General features: G+C 40.6%; 12 protein-coding genes. 10 read left to right on the forward strand and 2 right to left on the reverse strand.

Annotated features, from left to right (window positions below):
* The first annotated feature begins 147 nt into the window (after positions 1 to 147).
* The 7 genes from ACMAZA_RS03265 (at position 148) to ACMAZA_RS03295 (ending at position 6551) form a co-directional block, all read left to right on the forward strand.
* Positions 148 to 2700, forward strand: a complete 2553-nt coding sequence (locus tag ACMAZA_RS03265) for a S8 family serine peptidase (RefSeq protein ID WP_435189988.1) — start codon at positions 148 to 150, stop codon at positions 2698 to 2700.
* Positions 2701 to 2795: 95 nt separating this feature from the next.
* Positions 2796 to 3518, forward strand: a complete 723-nt coding sequence (locus tag ACMAZA_RS03270) for a type 1 glutamine amidotransferase (protein WP_435189989.1) — start codon at positions 2796 to 2798, stop codon at positions 3516 to 3518.
* A 70-nt stretch (positions 3519 to 3588) separates the two neighbouring features.
* On the forward strand, positions 3589 to 3933 hold the full coding sequence (locus ACMAZA_RS03275) for a DUF5522 domain-containing protein (protein WP_435189991.1): 345 nt from the start codon (positions 3589 to 3591) through the stop codon (positions 3931 to 3933).
* A 28-nt stretch (positions 3934 to 3961) separates the two neighbouring features.
* A complete protein-coding gene (locus ACMAZA_RS03280; RefSeq protein WP_435189992.1) occupies positions 3962 to 4093 on the forward strand; it encodes a hypothetical protein in 132 nt (43 codons plus the stop codon).
* Positions 4094 to 4124: 31 nt separating this feature from the next.
* Positions 4125 to 4697 carry a peptide deformylase gene (gene def, locus ACMAZA_RS03285; RefSeq protein ID WP_435189994.1) on the forward strand — a complete coding sequence of 191 codons (573 nt, stop codon included), beginning with the start codon at positions 4125 to 4127 and terminating at the stop codon, positions 4695 to 4697.
* A 252-nt stretch (positions 4698 to 4949) separates the two neighbouring features.
* Positions 4950 to 6353 (forward strand): ammonium transporter, encoded by a 1404-nt coding sequence (locus ACMAZA_RS03290; RefSeq protein WP_435189996.1) that lies wholly within the window; start codon positions 4950 to 4952, stop codon positions 6351 to 6353.
* An 18-nt stretch (positions 6354 to 6371) separates the two neighbouring features.
* Complete coding sequence (locus ACMAZA_RS03295; protein ID WP_435189998.1) at positions 6372 to 6551, forward strand: hypothetical protein; 180 nt, start codon at positions 6372 to 6374, stop codon at positions 6549 to 6551.
* A gap of 77 nt (positions 6552 to 6628) precedes the next feature.
* Here ACMAZA_RS03295 and odhB read toward each other — a convergent pair whose 3' ends face one another.
* Positions 6629 to 7759: a 2-oxoglutarate dehydrogenase complex dihydrolipoyllysine-residue succinyltransferase gene (gene odhB, locus ACMAZA_RS03300; protein ID WP_435190000.1), complete on the reverse strand. Its 1131-nt coding sequence runs from the start codon at positions 7757 to 7759 to the stop codon at positions 6629 to 6631.
* Positions 7756 to 10452 carry a 2-oxoglutarate dehydrogenase E1 component gene (locus ACMAZA_RS03305; protein ID WP_435190002.1) on the reverse strand — a complete coding sequence of 899 codons (2697 nt, stop codon included), beginning with the start codon at positions 10450 to 10452 and terminating at the stop codon, positions 7756 to 7758. The genes odhB and ACMAZA_RS03305 overlap by 4 nt, the downstream gene beginning before the upstream one ends.
* Before the next feature lie 403 nt (positions 10453 to 10855).
* On the opposite strand from ACMAZA_RS03305, the gene bmt reads away from it, so the two are divergent.
* The 3 genes from bmt to ACMAZA_RS03320 all read left to right on the forward strand — a co-directional run bounded on the left by bmt (position 10856) and on the right by ACMAZA_RS03320 (position 14453).
* On the forward strand, positions 10856 to 11872 hold the full coding sequence (gene bmt / locus ACMAZA_RS03310; RefSeq protein WP_435190003.1) for a betaine--homocysteine S-methyltransferase: 1017 nt from the start codon (positions 10856 to 10858) through the stop codon (positions 11870 to 11872).
* Between the two features lie 91 nt (positions 11873 to 11963).
* Positions 11964 to 12614, forward strand: coding sequence for a helix-turn-helix domain-containing protein (locus ACMAZA_RS03315; RefSeq protein ID WP_435190005.1), 651 nt, complete (start codon positions 11964 to 11966; stop codon positions 12612 to 12614).
* A gap of 360 nt (positions 12615 to 12974) precedes the next feature.
* On the forward strand, positions 12975 to 14453 hold the full coding sequence (locus ACMAZA_RS03320) for a glutamine synthetase family protein (protein WP_435190007.1): 1479 nt from the start codon (positions 12975 to 12977) through the stop codon (positions 14451 to 14453).
* Positions 14454 to 14512: the final 59 nt, after the last annotated feature.

Consider the following 14512-nt stretch of genomic DNA (forward strand, 5'->3'; position numbering starts at 1 on the left):
CTTAATGAGAAAATATTAAATTATAGTTGGATTAACTTTGTTGCAGATAACAAAAGCTGAAAGTCATCTTTTCAATATATTCAATAATTCAGTCTATATAACCCGTTACTAAGGTATATTGGCTTTGAATCTTTAATTGGTATATAAGTGATTCTTAAAAAACTAATTATTGTTGCAATATTGCTCTCGTTGATTGGATGTCGAGGAGGTAGTTCCTCATCCTCAACTGTCAATTCGCCATCAACCTCTTCAACAAACTATGCTTTAGCTGAGTCAACATCTTTCACAGAAGGCAGCTCTTCCTCACAAAACACTATAAAAAGCAGATCAACGTGGACAGCTATAGAAGCTGGCGGAGCGACTCACCCTTATGAGCAAATGGGGGTGCATAAGGCCCAATCTTTTTCTAAAGATGGAACTTTTTTGACTGGTGTTGGGGAAACAATACACATAGCAGATTTCTACTGTGATGTTAATCATGATATTTATGATAATAAAACAATAACAAATTTAGACGATGGTGGTTCTGGAGAAAGTACCTTTGACGCAGCCACTTCAAGTAATAATCATTGCCAAGGCGTAGCTATGTTTGCTGCTGGAGACGTGAGCGCCAGAAGCGGCGTGGCACCAGATGCAGATCTAGTTTTATCCAGTATTCGAAAATATGAGGGTTCTAACGAGGGAGATGATTATGCAAGTGATCTAGACGCAGCTAGAGCAGCTGGCGCAATAGCTTCAAACCAAAGCTGGGGTTATACCTCAGGAGGCACTAGTTACAATATCTCTGAACTTGAATCGCTCATATCGAGCAATAGCTTAACGAATGCTCAAGGTTTGGCAACCCTAATGCACGGCTCATCTTCTGGTCAAGCTTTGACTGATGCCAATACTTACGTTACAGCATTAAATAATTTTGAATCCTCTGGGGTTATGGTTTGGTCTGCAGGCAATGATGTTGCTGAGTCCGATGCAAGCGCAATGGCAGGTTTGCCCGAGTTATTTCCTGATCTTGGTGAGGCATGGATAGTTGCTAATGTTGTTCAATATACTGGTGACTCGGACTTATCAAATGCAACTTCATCAGAATTTACATTAAAAGGAAATAAATGTGGCTCAACAGCAGAGTATTGTTTGTCAGTTGATGGATATGATGTTTATGCAGCAACCTATGTGGACAGTGGAACAAGTGAATATAATTCTTCTAGAATATCTTATGGGTCATCTTGGTCAGCCCCCATGATTTCTGGAGGAGTTGCATTGATGGCTCAAGCTTTTCCTAACCATACATCTGAACAACTAGTAGATAGAATATTGGCCTCGGCTAATAATGTATGGTTTACACCGGAAGGCAATACAACGTTCACAACGCATGGCAATAGTGTAAAGCATGGTTATCACTCCACTTGGGGTCATGGAATTCCAGATTTCTATGCGGCTTTGAGCCCAATCACTTCTGATGGAAATCCAGCTTCAATGTCTGTCTATACTGGCAACTCAATTCAATCAAGTGAGTCTAATTCGCTTGGCTCATCATACATATTGCCATCTAGTTCTTTTGGTGATGCAGTTTCTAATGGTTTAATTGGCGAAGTTGGATACGCCTATGATGATTTAAATGGCGGTTTTAATTTTGACATATCTTCAAGAGTAGGAACTCCAAGTAATCACGAAGCACCAATAAAGTTGTCAGAAGAGCTTTCAAGTTTAGATACTCCAATCACTGACCTAAATATTCACTCTACAGAGAGAAAATTCATTGGAAATGCAGCGCCATTATTTAGTAGTAATAATTTAGAGACAAGCCTGACACTTGGCAATAATACGCTACCAGTCCAAAGTTTCTTTGGAAAGGGCTCAGACCCAACGGTCGACTTGTCTGGTTTTAAAACGCCATATCTTGCTTCAAATATTGATGATTTGGGTATCAATGCGAATTATAAGCTTGAGAATGCACAGTTATTGATTGGTGCTTCAAGTCCAATTAAAAGTAGTTATGATAAGAGCAGTTCAATTGGGTCAAGACAATCCATTGTTGCCTCATTGGAATATGGAGATACTGAAGAGGCAAACTTCGCAATCATGACGGGTATTACTTTAGAGGAAGATAATTTACTAGGGCTTAAAGGAAGCAAGGCATTTTCAACAGTTGGCGCGAAGACAAGTACCATTTTTAGTGCTTTAAAAGCACAAAGTCATATTAATGAAAACTTAACTTTAACGGGTTTGGCAACTCTAGCCACAACAAATATGTCAAGACCTGATTCTAGTTTTATTGATTCAGCTAGCAACGTTAAGTCTTCAAGTCTGGCATTAGTGGCAAGTCAAAAAAATATTTTAGGAGACGATCAATTTTCATTGTCAGTTAGTCAGCCCAATAGAATCAATAGTGGGGAGATGTCAATCAGAATGGCTAATTTAGCTGAATCTGATGGAACAATATCATACAAAAATAAAAGTATTAGTTTGAGGGCTGGGGGTAAAGAAATGGCCTATGGCTTATCTTATCGCAGAGATTTTGATGATCACTTTGGTTTTTCATTGAAACATATTTTGACCTCCAATCTAAACCATATAGAAGACGCCAAGATTGCAAGATCAAGTTATGTTGGTCTGAATTATAAAGATCTTAAATTAGGTTACAACGTTGACTCAACGAACGCTTTAAAGCAAGCCGAAATATCTTATAAATACAGCTTCTAAATTGAATTTATCTAAATCTTGCCAATAAAATATTAACAGACGTTTATATTTCTCATAACTTACAATATCACTTCATCATTTAAATAAGATTTGAATTGAAAAAGAAAATCCTTGTTTTCAAACACATGACTTCTCAGAATCCTGGCATTTTTAGAGACTTTGCGGAGAGTCAAAATATTTCATTTCATGAGGTTGATCTTCATGCGGGCGAGAAAATTCCTGAATTAAGAGATTATGATGCACTCTGGGTCATGGGCGGCTCTATGAACGTTTGGGAGGAGGATAAGTATCCATGGCTTATCGAAGAAAAAGAAGCCATTCGTCAAGCTGTCAAGGATCTGAAAATGCCTTTTCTTGGAATATGTCTGGGTCATCAACTACTCGCTGAAGCTCTTGGCGGAAAGGCAGAGAAAGCTGATAATCATGAAGTCGGTTTGTTCGAAATAACACCAACTATAGAAGGGCAAAATCATCCACTATTGAATGGTTTTGATTCATCAGAAAAATGGGTTAATGTTCATTTAGTAGAGGTCACAGAGGCTCCCCAGGGCTCTAGAATTCTAGCTTCATCAAATCAATGTAAGAATCATATCATGCAGGTCTCAGAGAACGCCTATTCTTGTCAATTTCATCCCGAAGTTTGCAGTCATACTTTCGGGGGATGGATGTGCATACCCGGAATTCCAGAGGCACTTGAAGACCTTCTAGGCGCTAAGGGTTTGAGTGACTTTGAGGGTGAGGTTGAAAAAAACTTAAAGTCCAATCGAAAGGCTTCACACAAACTATTTAAGAACTGGTGTGGCATAGTCTTCCATTAAATATATTTGATTGAATATATCTTTTAATGGAATGCTCTAAAATATAAAAAATTTAGTTTCAACTGAAAAAATGACAGCTAAGAATTGCTTAAAATGTGATCAGGAATTTGGATGCGGTGCTGGAACTGGAAACTGCTGGTGCATGGTCTTTCCTCCAGTAATGTCTCCAACTCTTGAAGAGGACTGCTTTTGTCCATCCTGCCTTGGATTAGCTATTAATGATCGTATAGATTTTTTAGTTGAGGAAAAGGGCATGGAGAGCTTTCAGAAATTTGTTGAGCCATACCGCTCCCAAACAAAACTCATTAAAAATGTAGACTATACTATTGATAATGGGCTCTATGTGTTCAGTAAATGGTACCTAGTAAAGCAGGGCAAGTGCTGCAATAACGGCTGTAAAAATTGCCCCTATTAATTTTTAAAATATAAAAAGGAATAAGAATATGAACGATGATCAGGTTGACAAAATTATTAAAGAGCTCAGAGATATTCGCGGCATTATGAGCAAGGCTTATCAATTGTTTTGGGTTGCTAGCCTGTTACTTCTATTGATTCTTATTGTTAATTTTGTTTAATACTATTCGATAGAATTAGCAAACTAAAGCAATGATTAGGAAAATCGTACACATTGGAAACCCAGCGCTTCGTCAAATAGCAGACGAGGTTAAGAGAGATGAAATTAAATCAGCTGAGATTAAAAACCTCATCGATGACCTCATTGAAACCATGAGGGATGCCAACGGCGCAGGTCTGGCCTCTACTCAAATTGCAGTTCCAAAAAGAATCTGCGTGATTGAGGTGAAAAAAAATCCTCGCTACCCATACAAGCCTGATATTCCATTGACTGTTTTAATCAATCCGAAAGTCACCTTCTTAACAGAGGATAGAATTAATGTCTATGAAGGCTGCCTATCGGTTCCCAACATGAGGGGTAGGGTTGAGCGTTGCCCTGAAATTTTAATTGAGGCTCTGGATCGAAATGGTGATGAGGTTAGCTTCACCTCAAAAGGAATCAGTGCAGGAACCTTTCAGCATGAGCTAGATCACCTCGATGGGCTCATCTATACTGACCGGATGCCTGACTCTAGTTCACTTACAACGCTTGAGGAATTTTCAGAGCATTACGAAGATGAATTCAGGCAGCAAGTCATCAGCATAGTCGATCTGTATGGCAGTTAAATCAGTATTTTTTATTAATGTAGTTCAATTTGAAATCTAGTATAAAAAAAATTTGATTTTTTATCATTTCAATAACCAATTGTTATTTCATATATATCTTTAGAAAGTTTCTATTTTTTACTTCATTTAAAGATAATTTTGATAGATTTAGCAATATTCTTTCTATATACTCATTACTTGTAGGGATATAAAATTTCCTGCAAGTAAAAAAAACGGAGAGAGATTGATTAAACTAAAAAAGGAGATAATGTTTTGGAAGATCAAATATTAGCTTTAACGGCTGAAGTAGCCGCTATAAAAGGTGCTGCCGAGGTCACAAACAGGATGTTTGCTGAGGCGTACTATTACGTAACAATTCCTTTGATGGTTCTCATTCATGCTGGCTTCCTTCTCTATGAGATGGGTGCTACACGCTTACAGAATGTACTGTCATCGGGTGTTAAAAATTTACTCGCGTTCGCGTTTACTATCGCTGCATGGTATCTATTTGGCTGGTGGTTCTACTGGGCCCTGCCAACTTGGCCATTAGACTTTAGTGCTGGTGCCGGATATATGGAGATATCGGGTCTAGAGTATGCAAATGCTATCGCATGGGCTTGGGGCGATTCTGCTCAGTACATGGGGCCAAATATGGGTGACAATGCTTCAGGTGTATTCTGGGGTGCTTTCGCCTTATTTGCTGCAACAACTGCATCGATCGCATCTGGCGCACTCATCGAGAGAATACAAACCGTAGGTTTTGTAATCTGTGCGGTTGTGCTAGGTACTGCAGCTTGGGGTATTGCAGCTGCATGGGGATGGCACGCTGACGGATGGTTAGTCACTGAGTTTGGATATCACGACTTTGGTGCTGCTGGTCTTGTGCACGCTGTGGCTGGATTCTTCGCGCTGGGTGTTCTATTGAACTTAGGTCCACGTGTCGGAAAATTCAACGCTGACGGCTCTGCGAATCATCTTGCGGGTCACAATATGCCGCTTACAGTAACTGGCTTAATGCTGATTATTGTTGGATTCTTTGGATTCCTCATGGCTTGTATCATTCTGCCTGGAGAAGGATGGAGTTGGTATGGCGACAGAGCGACTACCATTTATGGTACTCCAATGACACTTTCAGCGCTAGCGTTTAACGTTCCTCTAGCTGCTGCTGGCGGTATTATTGGTGCTTGGGTTATGACAAGAGATCCTTTCTGGATGATGTCTGGCTGTCTAGCAGGTATTATTTCAGTAGCCTCGGGTCTTGATGTTTACTTTGGTTCAACTGTCATAGCTGTTTCTATGCTTGCGGGTATTATTCTGAAGCCGTGTGCGGATTGGCTAGAGGGTCTTGGTATCGATGACGCTGTTGGCTGTGTAACAGTTCACGGAACGATTGGACTATTTGGCGTTGTAATGCTTGGTATCTTGGGTTCTGGAGTTCCAGGACTTGGCGCTTTTGCTCCGGAAGACACTGTTGCAATTAGCCTATTTGGCCAAATTGTTGGTGCAATTGTCATGTTCTTGCTAGGTTTTGTTCCAGGATACGTTGTGTCTTGGATCGTGAACAAAGCTGGAATGTTACGTATCCCAGACGCAGTTCAAGAAAGAGGACTTGATGCAGTGAAAGTACCTGCACAGGCATACCCTCAAGGTATGACGAGCCCTGAATCTGAATCTTAATTTTTAAGGAGAATTAATATGGGATATTTTGCTGAATCTTTTACAGAGCTTATGGATGCTGATGGTGCTTGGATGGACATGGGCATGTATATCGGTTCTGGCTCATCAGCCGCTGGCTGGTGGACAGTTATTGCTGTAGTCATGTTGGTAGGAGTCTTAGTTAAAGGCAACTCTGACGAGCAGGACCACTATAAGTAAAAATCTGTAACAAGTGAAAAATGAAAAGGGCGGTATTGATATACCGCCCTTTTTTTATTGTGGATTGAGTTTTTATTCTAAACTTTTAGCAATAGTCTTGCTGGATCTTCAAGCGCTTCTTTGATTGATATTAAAAATTGAACCGCTTCTTTGCCATCAATTATTCTGTGGTCATAAGACAATGCGAGATACATCATTGGCCTGATGACAACTTCTTCGTTCACAGCGACAGGGCGATCCTGAGTTTTATGCATGCCAAGAATGGCGCTTTGTGGTGAATTCAAGATCGGAGTAGACATGAGTGAACCAAAGACCCCGCCGTTGGATATGGTAAAGGTACCCCCGCTCATTTCTTCAATGCCTAGGGTTCCATCTTGGGCACGAACAGCAAAGTCTACAATGCCTTTCTCAATGTCATGCATGCCCATTTTATGGGCATCACGAAGCACTGGAACGACCAGGCCGCGATCAGATGACACTGCCACAGAAACGTCACAGTAAGCATGATAGACAATATCCTCGCCATCAATGTAGGCATTGACCGTTGGAAACTTTTTGAGCGCTTCTACTGCAGCTTTGACAAAGAAAGACATAAAGCCGAGCTTAACAGAATACTTTTTCTCAAAGGCCTCTTTGTAGCTCGCTCTCATTGAGAGTATCTCAGTCATATCAACCTCATTAAAGGTTGTCAGCATTGCTGTATTTTGTGTCGCTGAGTGAAGCTTGTTGGCAATAGTCTTTCGAATTCGTGTCATAGGCACTCTCTCTTCCATTCGGTTACCTATCGGCTTTGAATTGGAAGGCTCGGGAGTGGGCTCAGAGGCAACTTCAGGAGTGTCTGGAGTATTGTCTTGTTCTTTTGCAGTACTCTCTTGAATTGCTTCAGGTTCATTGCTCTTTATAGGAGAGCTCTCTTCCACTTTTTCTTCAGACTGATCTTGACTCTCTTTAGATTGAATATCTTCAGAATCAGCCTCGTCATCAATGAGTCCTAGTACCTGTTGCTCAGATACAGTTTCTCCTTCTTCAGCTGTAATTTCAGATAAAACGCCAGCTTCTTCTGCAGGGACCTCTAAAACAACTTTGTCCGTCTCTATTTCAACAATGACATCATCAAGCTCAACGTAGTCACCTGGTTTCTTATGCCATGCGGCAACCGTTGCCTCAGTTATTGATTCTGGCAGAACAGGTACTTTTATTTCTTTCATTTTTTAACGCTCCTGGCTTTATCTATAGGCTGAAGACCTAATGCTTTTTCAATGATATGACTCTGATTGATGTTGTGAAGTCTGACACTGCCTTCTGCAGGTGCGGCGTAGAGATCACGAGCAACAACATGAAGGGTTTGACCTTTGGTAAGGTTTCTCATAAAGTTATGTCTGGAAGTGTACCATGCGCCCTGATTAATCGGCTCTTCCTGGCACCAAATAATATCCTTAGCATTGGTAAACTTTTTAATTTCCAATGTGAGGGCTTCGTGAGGGAACGGGTAGAGCTGCTCGACTCTGAGAATTGCTACATTATTGAGTTGATCATCCTGACGCCTAGTTAAAAGTTCATAGAAGACCTTGCCACTACAAAGAACGACTCTATCGACTTTTTTGGGTTTGATGTTGTCATAACGCTCTTCAATTACAACTTTAAATTTTTCATCTGTAAACCTAAAGAGAGGAGATGAGGCAAGTGGATTTCGAAGTAAGCTCTTTGGCGTCATGATAATAAGCGGCGCTCGGAACTTTCTCAAAATCTGTCTTCTCATGAGATGAAATATTTGAGCTGCAGTCGATGGCACGCAGACCTGCATGTTGTGACTGGCACAAAGCTGAAGAAAACGCTCAAGTCGACCTGAAGAGTGCTCAGGTCCCTGTCCCTCAAGGCCATGAGGCAGAAGCATAACAAGGTTCGAAAGGCGACCCCATTTGGCCTCACCGGACGATATAAATTGGTCAATGATAGCCTGCGCTCCATTAACAAAGTCACCAAACTGTGCCTCCCAGATGACTAGTGATTCTGGGTTAGCGGTTGCGTAACCGTACTCAAACCCAAGAGCTGCCTCCTCAGACAAGATTGAGTCAAAGATTTGGACTCTGCCTTGCTTTTCGCTAATATTTTTGAGCGGGGTATACTGTTCATTTACAAGTTGATTATGAAGGACCGCATTCCTATGAAAGAATGTTCCCCTTCCGCAGTCCTGTCCGGTTAATCTGATCGGAACACCATTCTCTGTCAGGCTGGCAAAGGCTAGAGTTTCGGCAAACCCCCAGTCAGCATTAATTTTGCCATCCGCCATTTTTTGCCTATCCTGCATTATTTTTTTAACGCGGGGATGAATTTCAAATCCATCAGGAATGTGTTGTAGTTTTTTGTTTAAATCTTTAATGCGCTTTTTACTAATAGCTGATTCATAAGGGTCATGCCAAGTAACATCAAAGTAATCCGCCCAAAGCAGCTCCCAAGCCCTTTTGTTTTTGGGCTCTAAAATGTTGTAAGCGACTCTGTTTCCTGCCTTGAGTTCTTTGCGGTAATCTTTGACCATGGCGTCTACTTCTGTTTGAGAAATAACACCTTGCTTCATCAGTGATGCTGCATAATTAACTCTGGTAGTAGGTAAGTTACGAATCGCTTCATACATCAGTGGCTGAGTTACCGCAGGTTCATCAGCCTCGTTATGACCATGTCTTCGATAGCACATCAAATCAATCACGACATCTTTCTTGTAGCGCATCCGGTAGTCCAGTGCTAGCTTTGTGATAAAGCTCACCATCTCTGGATCCTCAGCGTTGACATGAAAGACAGGAGCATTGATCATCTTAACAACATCCGTGCAGTAATCTGTTGACCTGGCATCATCCTGCTTGGATGTTGTAAATCCAATTTGATTGTTGATAATAATGTGAACCGTTCCCTGAGTTCTATAGCCTCTGGATTGAGACATATTGAGTGTCTCCATGACCACTCCCTGTCCCGAGAAGGCCGCATCTCCATGAATAAGGACTGGAAGAATTTGCTGTCTCTCAGACTCGTCATTTTTATCTTGATGGTATCTTGCATAGCCCTCAATTACTGGATTGACTAACTCCAGGTGAGAGGGGTTAAACATGAGAGCAAGGTGAACATCTTTTTTTGAAGTTTGAATGTCTGAGGAAAAGCCTTGGTGGTACTTGACATCTCCAGTTTGCTTTTTACTGAGGCCAAGATCGCCAGCAAACTCCTTAAAAAGATTCTCCGCTCTTTTGCCCATAATATTGATGAGTACATTGAGCCTGCCTCTGTGAGCCATTCCAAGACAAATCCGCTTCATCGCGTGCTCACCAGAATGCTCAATCAAAACGTTCAGGAGCGGAATAAGCGTATCACTCCCCTCTAGTGAAAATCTTTTTTGACCGACATACTTATTGTGAAGGAACTTCTCAAATACTTCGGCAGCAGTGATCCTCTGAAGTAACCATTTTTTGTATTCTGGAGTATTATCACTCTCCAACGACATGGTTTCAATTTTAGTTTGAATCCATTTTCTTTCTTCAAGATTGGGAATATGCATGTATTCGACGCCAAGACTACTGCAATAAGTTTTGTTGAGAGAGTCAAATAGCTCTCTTAGGGTTGTGCAGTTTGGACCTTGGTAAGAGCCCATATCAAACGTTTTATCTAGATCGGACTCATTGAGTCCAAACTCCTCTAAAGTAAAGGGTGGTGTGGAGTGGTGTCTGGGTCTTTGCAGAGGGTCCAACTTTGCTCTTAAGTGGCCAGAAAATCGAAACGCATAGATCAGCCTTAAAACGCCCAGTTGAGCGGCGCTTTGGGTTGGTCTCGTCTGCGCTACATTAGATTCAAAATTTGATTCGCCATAACTTATAAAGCGACTGACCACATCCTCATGCGAGTTAGAATTCTCTTTCATTATTCCTATGATTTATGGGAGAAGATTTGTGATGTTTTTTAATTTTTTGGTACAGGTGAAGTTCGCCAATATTGCTGATTATTAGCATGCAATTTTGCATTTGCTGTTGAATTAAAATATTCACAATTTGTGAGTTTAATTTTTTTAATCAAATTATATAGAGATTAGGCGCTCCCATTGCTTAATTATTTAAAAATTTGCATTACAAATAGTAGGGAAATCCAGATCAAAAATAAGACTTTTATTGAGTTTGTTTATTCTGTTTTCTTGAATATACAGTTTTCATAGAAAACAATCATCCAAACTAAGTTATTCATAGTAAAAAAATTTAAATATCAATTTAAAATATAAACATCTTCAGAGAAACAGTAAAATTTAAAGCAATTTGAGTTAAATGAATACCATGAACAATTTTCTTAAGATGCTTCAAGACAAGAGCCACATCTTAGCTGATGGAGCAACTGGTACAAATTTATTCGGGATGGGTCTCGAGACTGGTGACCCTCCAGAGCCATGGAACATAGATCACAAAGATCGAATACGATCTTTGCACCAAGGCTTCGTTGATGCGGGCTCAGATTTGTTTTTAACGAATAGTTTTGGGGGAACCTCTTATAGACTCAAACTACATAATCTAGAAAAGAGAGTCTTTGAACTCAACAAAGCGGCAGGAGTTATTGCAAGAGAGGTGGCTGATCAGGCCGATCGGTTGGTTATTGTTGCCGGCTCTATGGGGCCTACTGGTGAAATGATTGAGCCACATGGTTTGATGACACCTCGGGAGGCAACAGACGCCTTTAGGGCCCAAGCTGAAGGTCTGGCAGAGGGCGGAGCAGATGTATTATGGCTTGAGACCATGTACGCGATGGAAGAGTTAGAAGCTGCAATGGAGGCTGTTAAGGATATTGGGCTTCCAGTCTGCGCAACAATGAGTTTTGATACGGCTGGAAAGACGATGATGGGCATTACCCCGTCCAACCTTGCCAAAAAATCTAAGGATCTTAATTTGAGTGGTTTCGGTGCTAACTGCGGCATTGGTGCGCCAGATCTTTTAGCAACCATCAACGATATTTCTAAAAATGTTGACCCTGGAACCATTGTTATTTCGAAAGCCAACTGCGGCATTCCTGAATTTGTTGACGGCAACATTACATACTCAGGGACCGAAGAGCTCATGTCTGAGTATGTGCAGATTGCTATAAATTCTGGTGCCAAAATTATTGGGGGTTGCTGCGGCACTAGTTTTGATCATGTAAAGGCCATGCGAAAAGCAATGGATGAGCATGTTGTTTCCCCTCCTCCATCGCTCGAAGAAATAGAAGCAAGGGTTGGGCCTATGTCTGAAGGCTCAAAGTCAATTTTTCAGGGTGATGACTCTAAGCCCAAAAAGCAGAGAAGAAGTAGGCGTTCGAGAGCTTAGTTGGATTATTCCTCTATAAAATTTAAAATACTTTAATCTATTAATTTTCCCTGTAGTATAATTTTTTTTATTCTTAGTAAATTATTCTATTGTGGCTACCTCAAATAAACCAATACCTAAAGAGAAGGGCGTATCCATTATCAATAAAAATCTTCCAAGTTTTGGAAGTGATAAGCAGTTAGAGGCTTCTATAGGTAAGCAGGTGCGTATGGCAAGAAAAAATGCCGGGGTAACGCTCCAGCAACTGTCGAAGCAGTCACTCCTCTCTGCAAGTATGCTCTCAAAAATTGAGAATGGCCAGATTAGTGCATCCCTTAAAACAATCCAGTTGATTTGTCATGCACTCAATATTTCTATTACCTCACTATTTAAGCAGCATGATAAAGATGTAGAGCCGACCTTTATCAAATCAGGTAACGGGTTAACGATAGAGAGGGCTGGTTCTGATGAGAGTCGACACTATCAATTGCTTGGGCACACTGTTGGAGGGTCCCTAAAGGTTGAACCTTGTTTAATTACAATCACTTCTCGAGATTATGAGTTTCCTGAGTTTCAGCATAAAGGGGTAGAGTTCATCTATATGCTCAAAGGGCAGATGGATTATTTTTATGGTAACAAGGTCTACCACTTCAAAAAAGGTGACTCGCTCTATTTTGATTCTGATACGCCCCATGGCCCTAAAAAGATTATTAGTGATGAGTGCCAGTTTCTGACCATTATCTCCTCCAATACGTCTGACTGATCAAATCATTAATGATTTAGTCGATTTATAATCAAAAAAAACCTTCCTTTATATAAAAACTTTGCAGTTTTTTTCTTGTTTTTTGTTAAAAAAATAGAAGAAAATCAAAACTTTATTTAATTTCTTTAAAATAAAAAAAATTTCTTGACAATGGAATATCAACAGGAGTATACTCCAATCTTAATTTACTGAAACCTAGCTTTTTTAGGGTTATAAATTGATTCAAGTTTGGAGTGTTTTTATCAATTATTAAAGGTAAATTGTCTGGTTTTTATTTGGGTTAATTAATTACGAATCTAAATAGAATCTACTAGGGGGCAAATCTTAAAAAGATTTTTTTTATTTTTTCGGAGAGATTAAATGACAGATTTAGAACAACACGTTAATGAACCTGGACGCGATAAACTTGTAAAAGAAGTAAAAGCAAAAATCGATGCTTTAGGTGTTACATATGTATATTATCAATTTGTATCAGTAACCGGCCGTATTGTAGGTAAAGGTATCCCTGCACGCCACTGGGAAAGATTGGCTGAGAAGGGATTTCAATTAGTTTACGGATCAACAGCAAACTTATTTGTGGATCGCCATGGAAATTATATTGGTTATGGTCCAGAGTCATCAGAACTTGTGGGCATTCCTGACCCAGATACTTTTTGTCAACTTCCGTGGGACAAGAGAGTTGCAAGAGTTTTTTGTAGACTTTACAGGAACCGTGAAGAGCGTGAAAATCCGGGGGCAGCCTTAACTTCTGACTGTAGAGGAAATCTTTACAGACTGCACAAAGAATTCCAAGATCAGTACGGACTAGATATGCGTTGTGGAACTGAGCCTGAAATGATGTGGCTTAAGCGAGGCGAAGATGGTGGTACTAATGGCGGAGTCACGAAGCCGAACTGTTACCACATCGATCAATTTGAAGAGCTTCGCCCAGTATTCATGAAGGTAATTGAGTACTCTGAGCAAATGGGCCTTGATATTATCCAGGGTGACCACGAAGACGCACCAGGTCAGTTAGAGCTTAACACTCAGTTTGATGACGTTTTACGAAATGCAGACCGATTGACAACTTACCGTCAAATTTGTGCTCAGGTGGCTCGTGAGTTTGGCCTTATTGCATGTTTTATGAGTAAACCTTTTATGGGTGTTTCGGCTTCAGGCTGTCACCACAACATGTCATTATGGAAGGGTGGTAAAGATGTTTTTCATCCTGAGATTGCTGCAGGCGATGGTGAGCTTCCTGGAATGCCAGGAGTCTTTACATATAAAGAAGGTGGTGAAAATACATTTATGCCAGATCCATCTATTGATGAAAAAATGCCTGGTCCAATTGGTCTGAATTCAATTGGAGGTGTGATTAAGCATTTACCAGCATTAACGTCAATTGGATCTTCAACAGTGAACTCATACAGAAGATTATGGGATACAGGTTTCTGGGCTCCAATCTTTGCTGACTGGGGTTATCAAAATAGAACTTGTGCGCTTCGTGTTTCTGCGCCAGGTCGTTTTGAGTACCGCTCTGTTGACTCTATGGTTAATCCATACCTAATGGGTTCTGCGCTTCTTAAAGCAATGGGTGATGGAATCGATAACAATATCGACGCAGGTGAGGCTGAAGAGAGAAATATTTATGAGGCGATGGAGGCTGGTAAAGACGTTAAGAAATTACCAATGTCTCTTGGTGAGGCAATGACCGAGCTTGCCAATGATGAGGTCATTAAGTCTGCTATGCCGGATGAGATGTATAAGGTTTACCACCATTACAAGACTGATGAGTGGGAGCGTTTCAATCACACAGTTACAGATTGGGATATTGAAACTTATTTGGACTGCTTGCCATAGGCCAGTTTCTTTTAAGTTTATTTAGAGTGCCCGCCTAACGGCGGGCAATTTTCAGGGAA

The sequence above is a fragment of the Pseudothioglobus sp. nBUS_23 genome, from assembly GCF_051201565.1.
In the GTDB taxonomy this organism is placed as follows: Bacteria; Pseudomonadota; Gammaproteobacteria; order PS1; family Pseudothioglobaceae; genus Pseudothioglobus.

Bases quoted from the DNA above. Each gene is read 5' to 3' on its own strand.
- ACMAZA_RS03295 (WP_435189998.1), top strand. From the start codon at position 6,372: ATGGGATATTTTGCTGAATCTTTTACAGAGCTTATGGATGCTGATGGT.
- bmt (WP_435190003.1), top strand. From the start codon at position 10,856: ATGAACAATTTTCTTAAGATGCTTCAAGACAAGAGCCACATCTTAGCT.
- ACMAZA_RS03305 (WP_435190002.1), bottom strand. From the start codon at position 10,452: ATGAAAGAGAATTCTAACTCGCATGAGGATGTGGTCAGTCGCTTTATA.
- ACMAZA_RS03320 (WP_435190007.1), top strand. From the start codon at position 12,975: ATGACAGATTTAGAACAACACGTTAATGAACCTGGACGCGATAAACTT.
- ACMAZA_RS03280 (WP_435189992.1), top strand. From the start codon at position 3,962: ATGAACGATGATCAGGTTGACAAAATTATTAAAGAGCTCAGAGATATT.
- odhB (WP_435190000.1), bottom strand. From the start codon at position 7,759: ATGAAAGAAATAAAAGTACCTGTTCTGCCAGAATCAATAACTGAGGCA.
- def (WP_435189994.1), top strand. From the start codon at position 4,125: ATGATTAGGAAAATCGTACACATTGGAAACCCAGCGCTTCGTCAAATA.
- ACMAZA_RS03275 (WP_435189991.1), top strand. From the start codon at position 3,589: ATGACAGCTAAGAATTGCTTAAAATGTGATCAGGAATTTGGATGCGGT.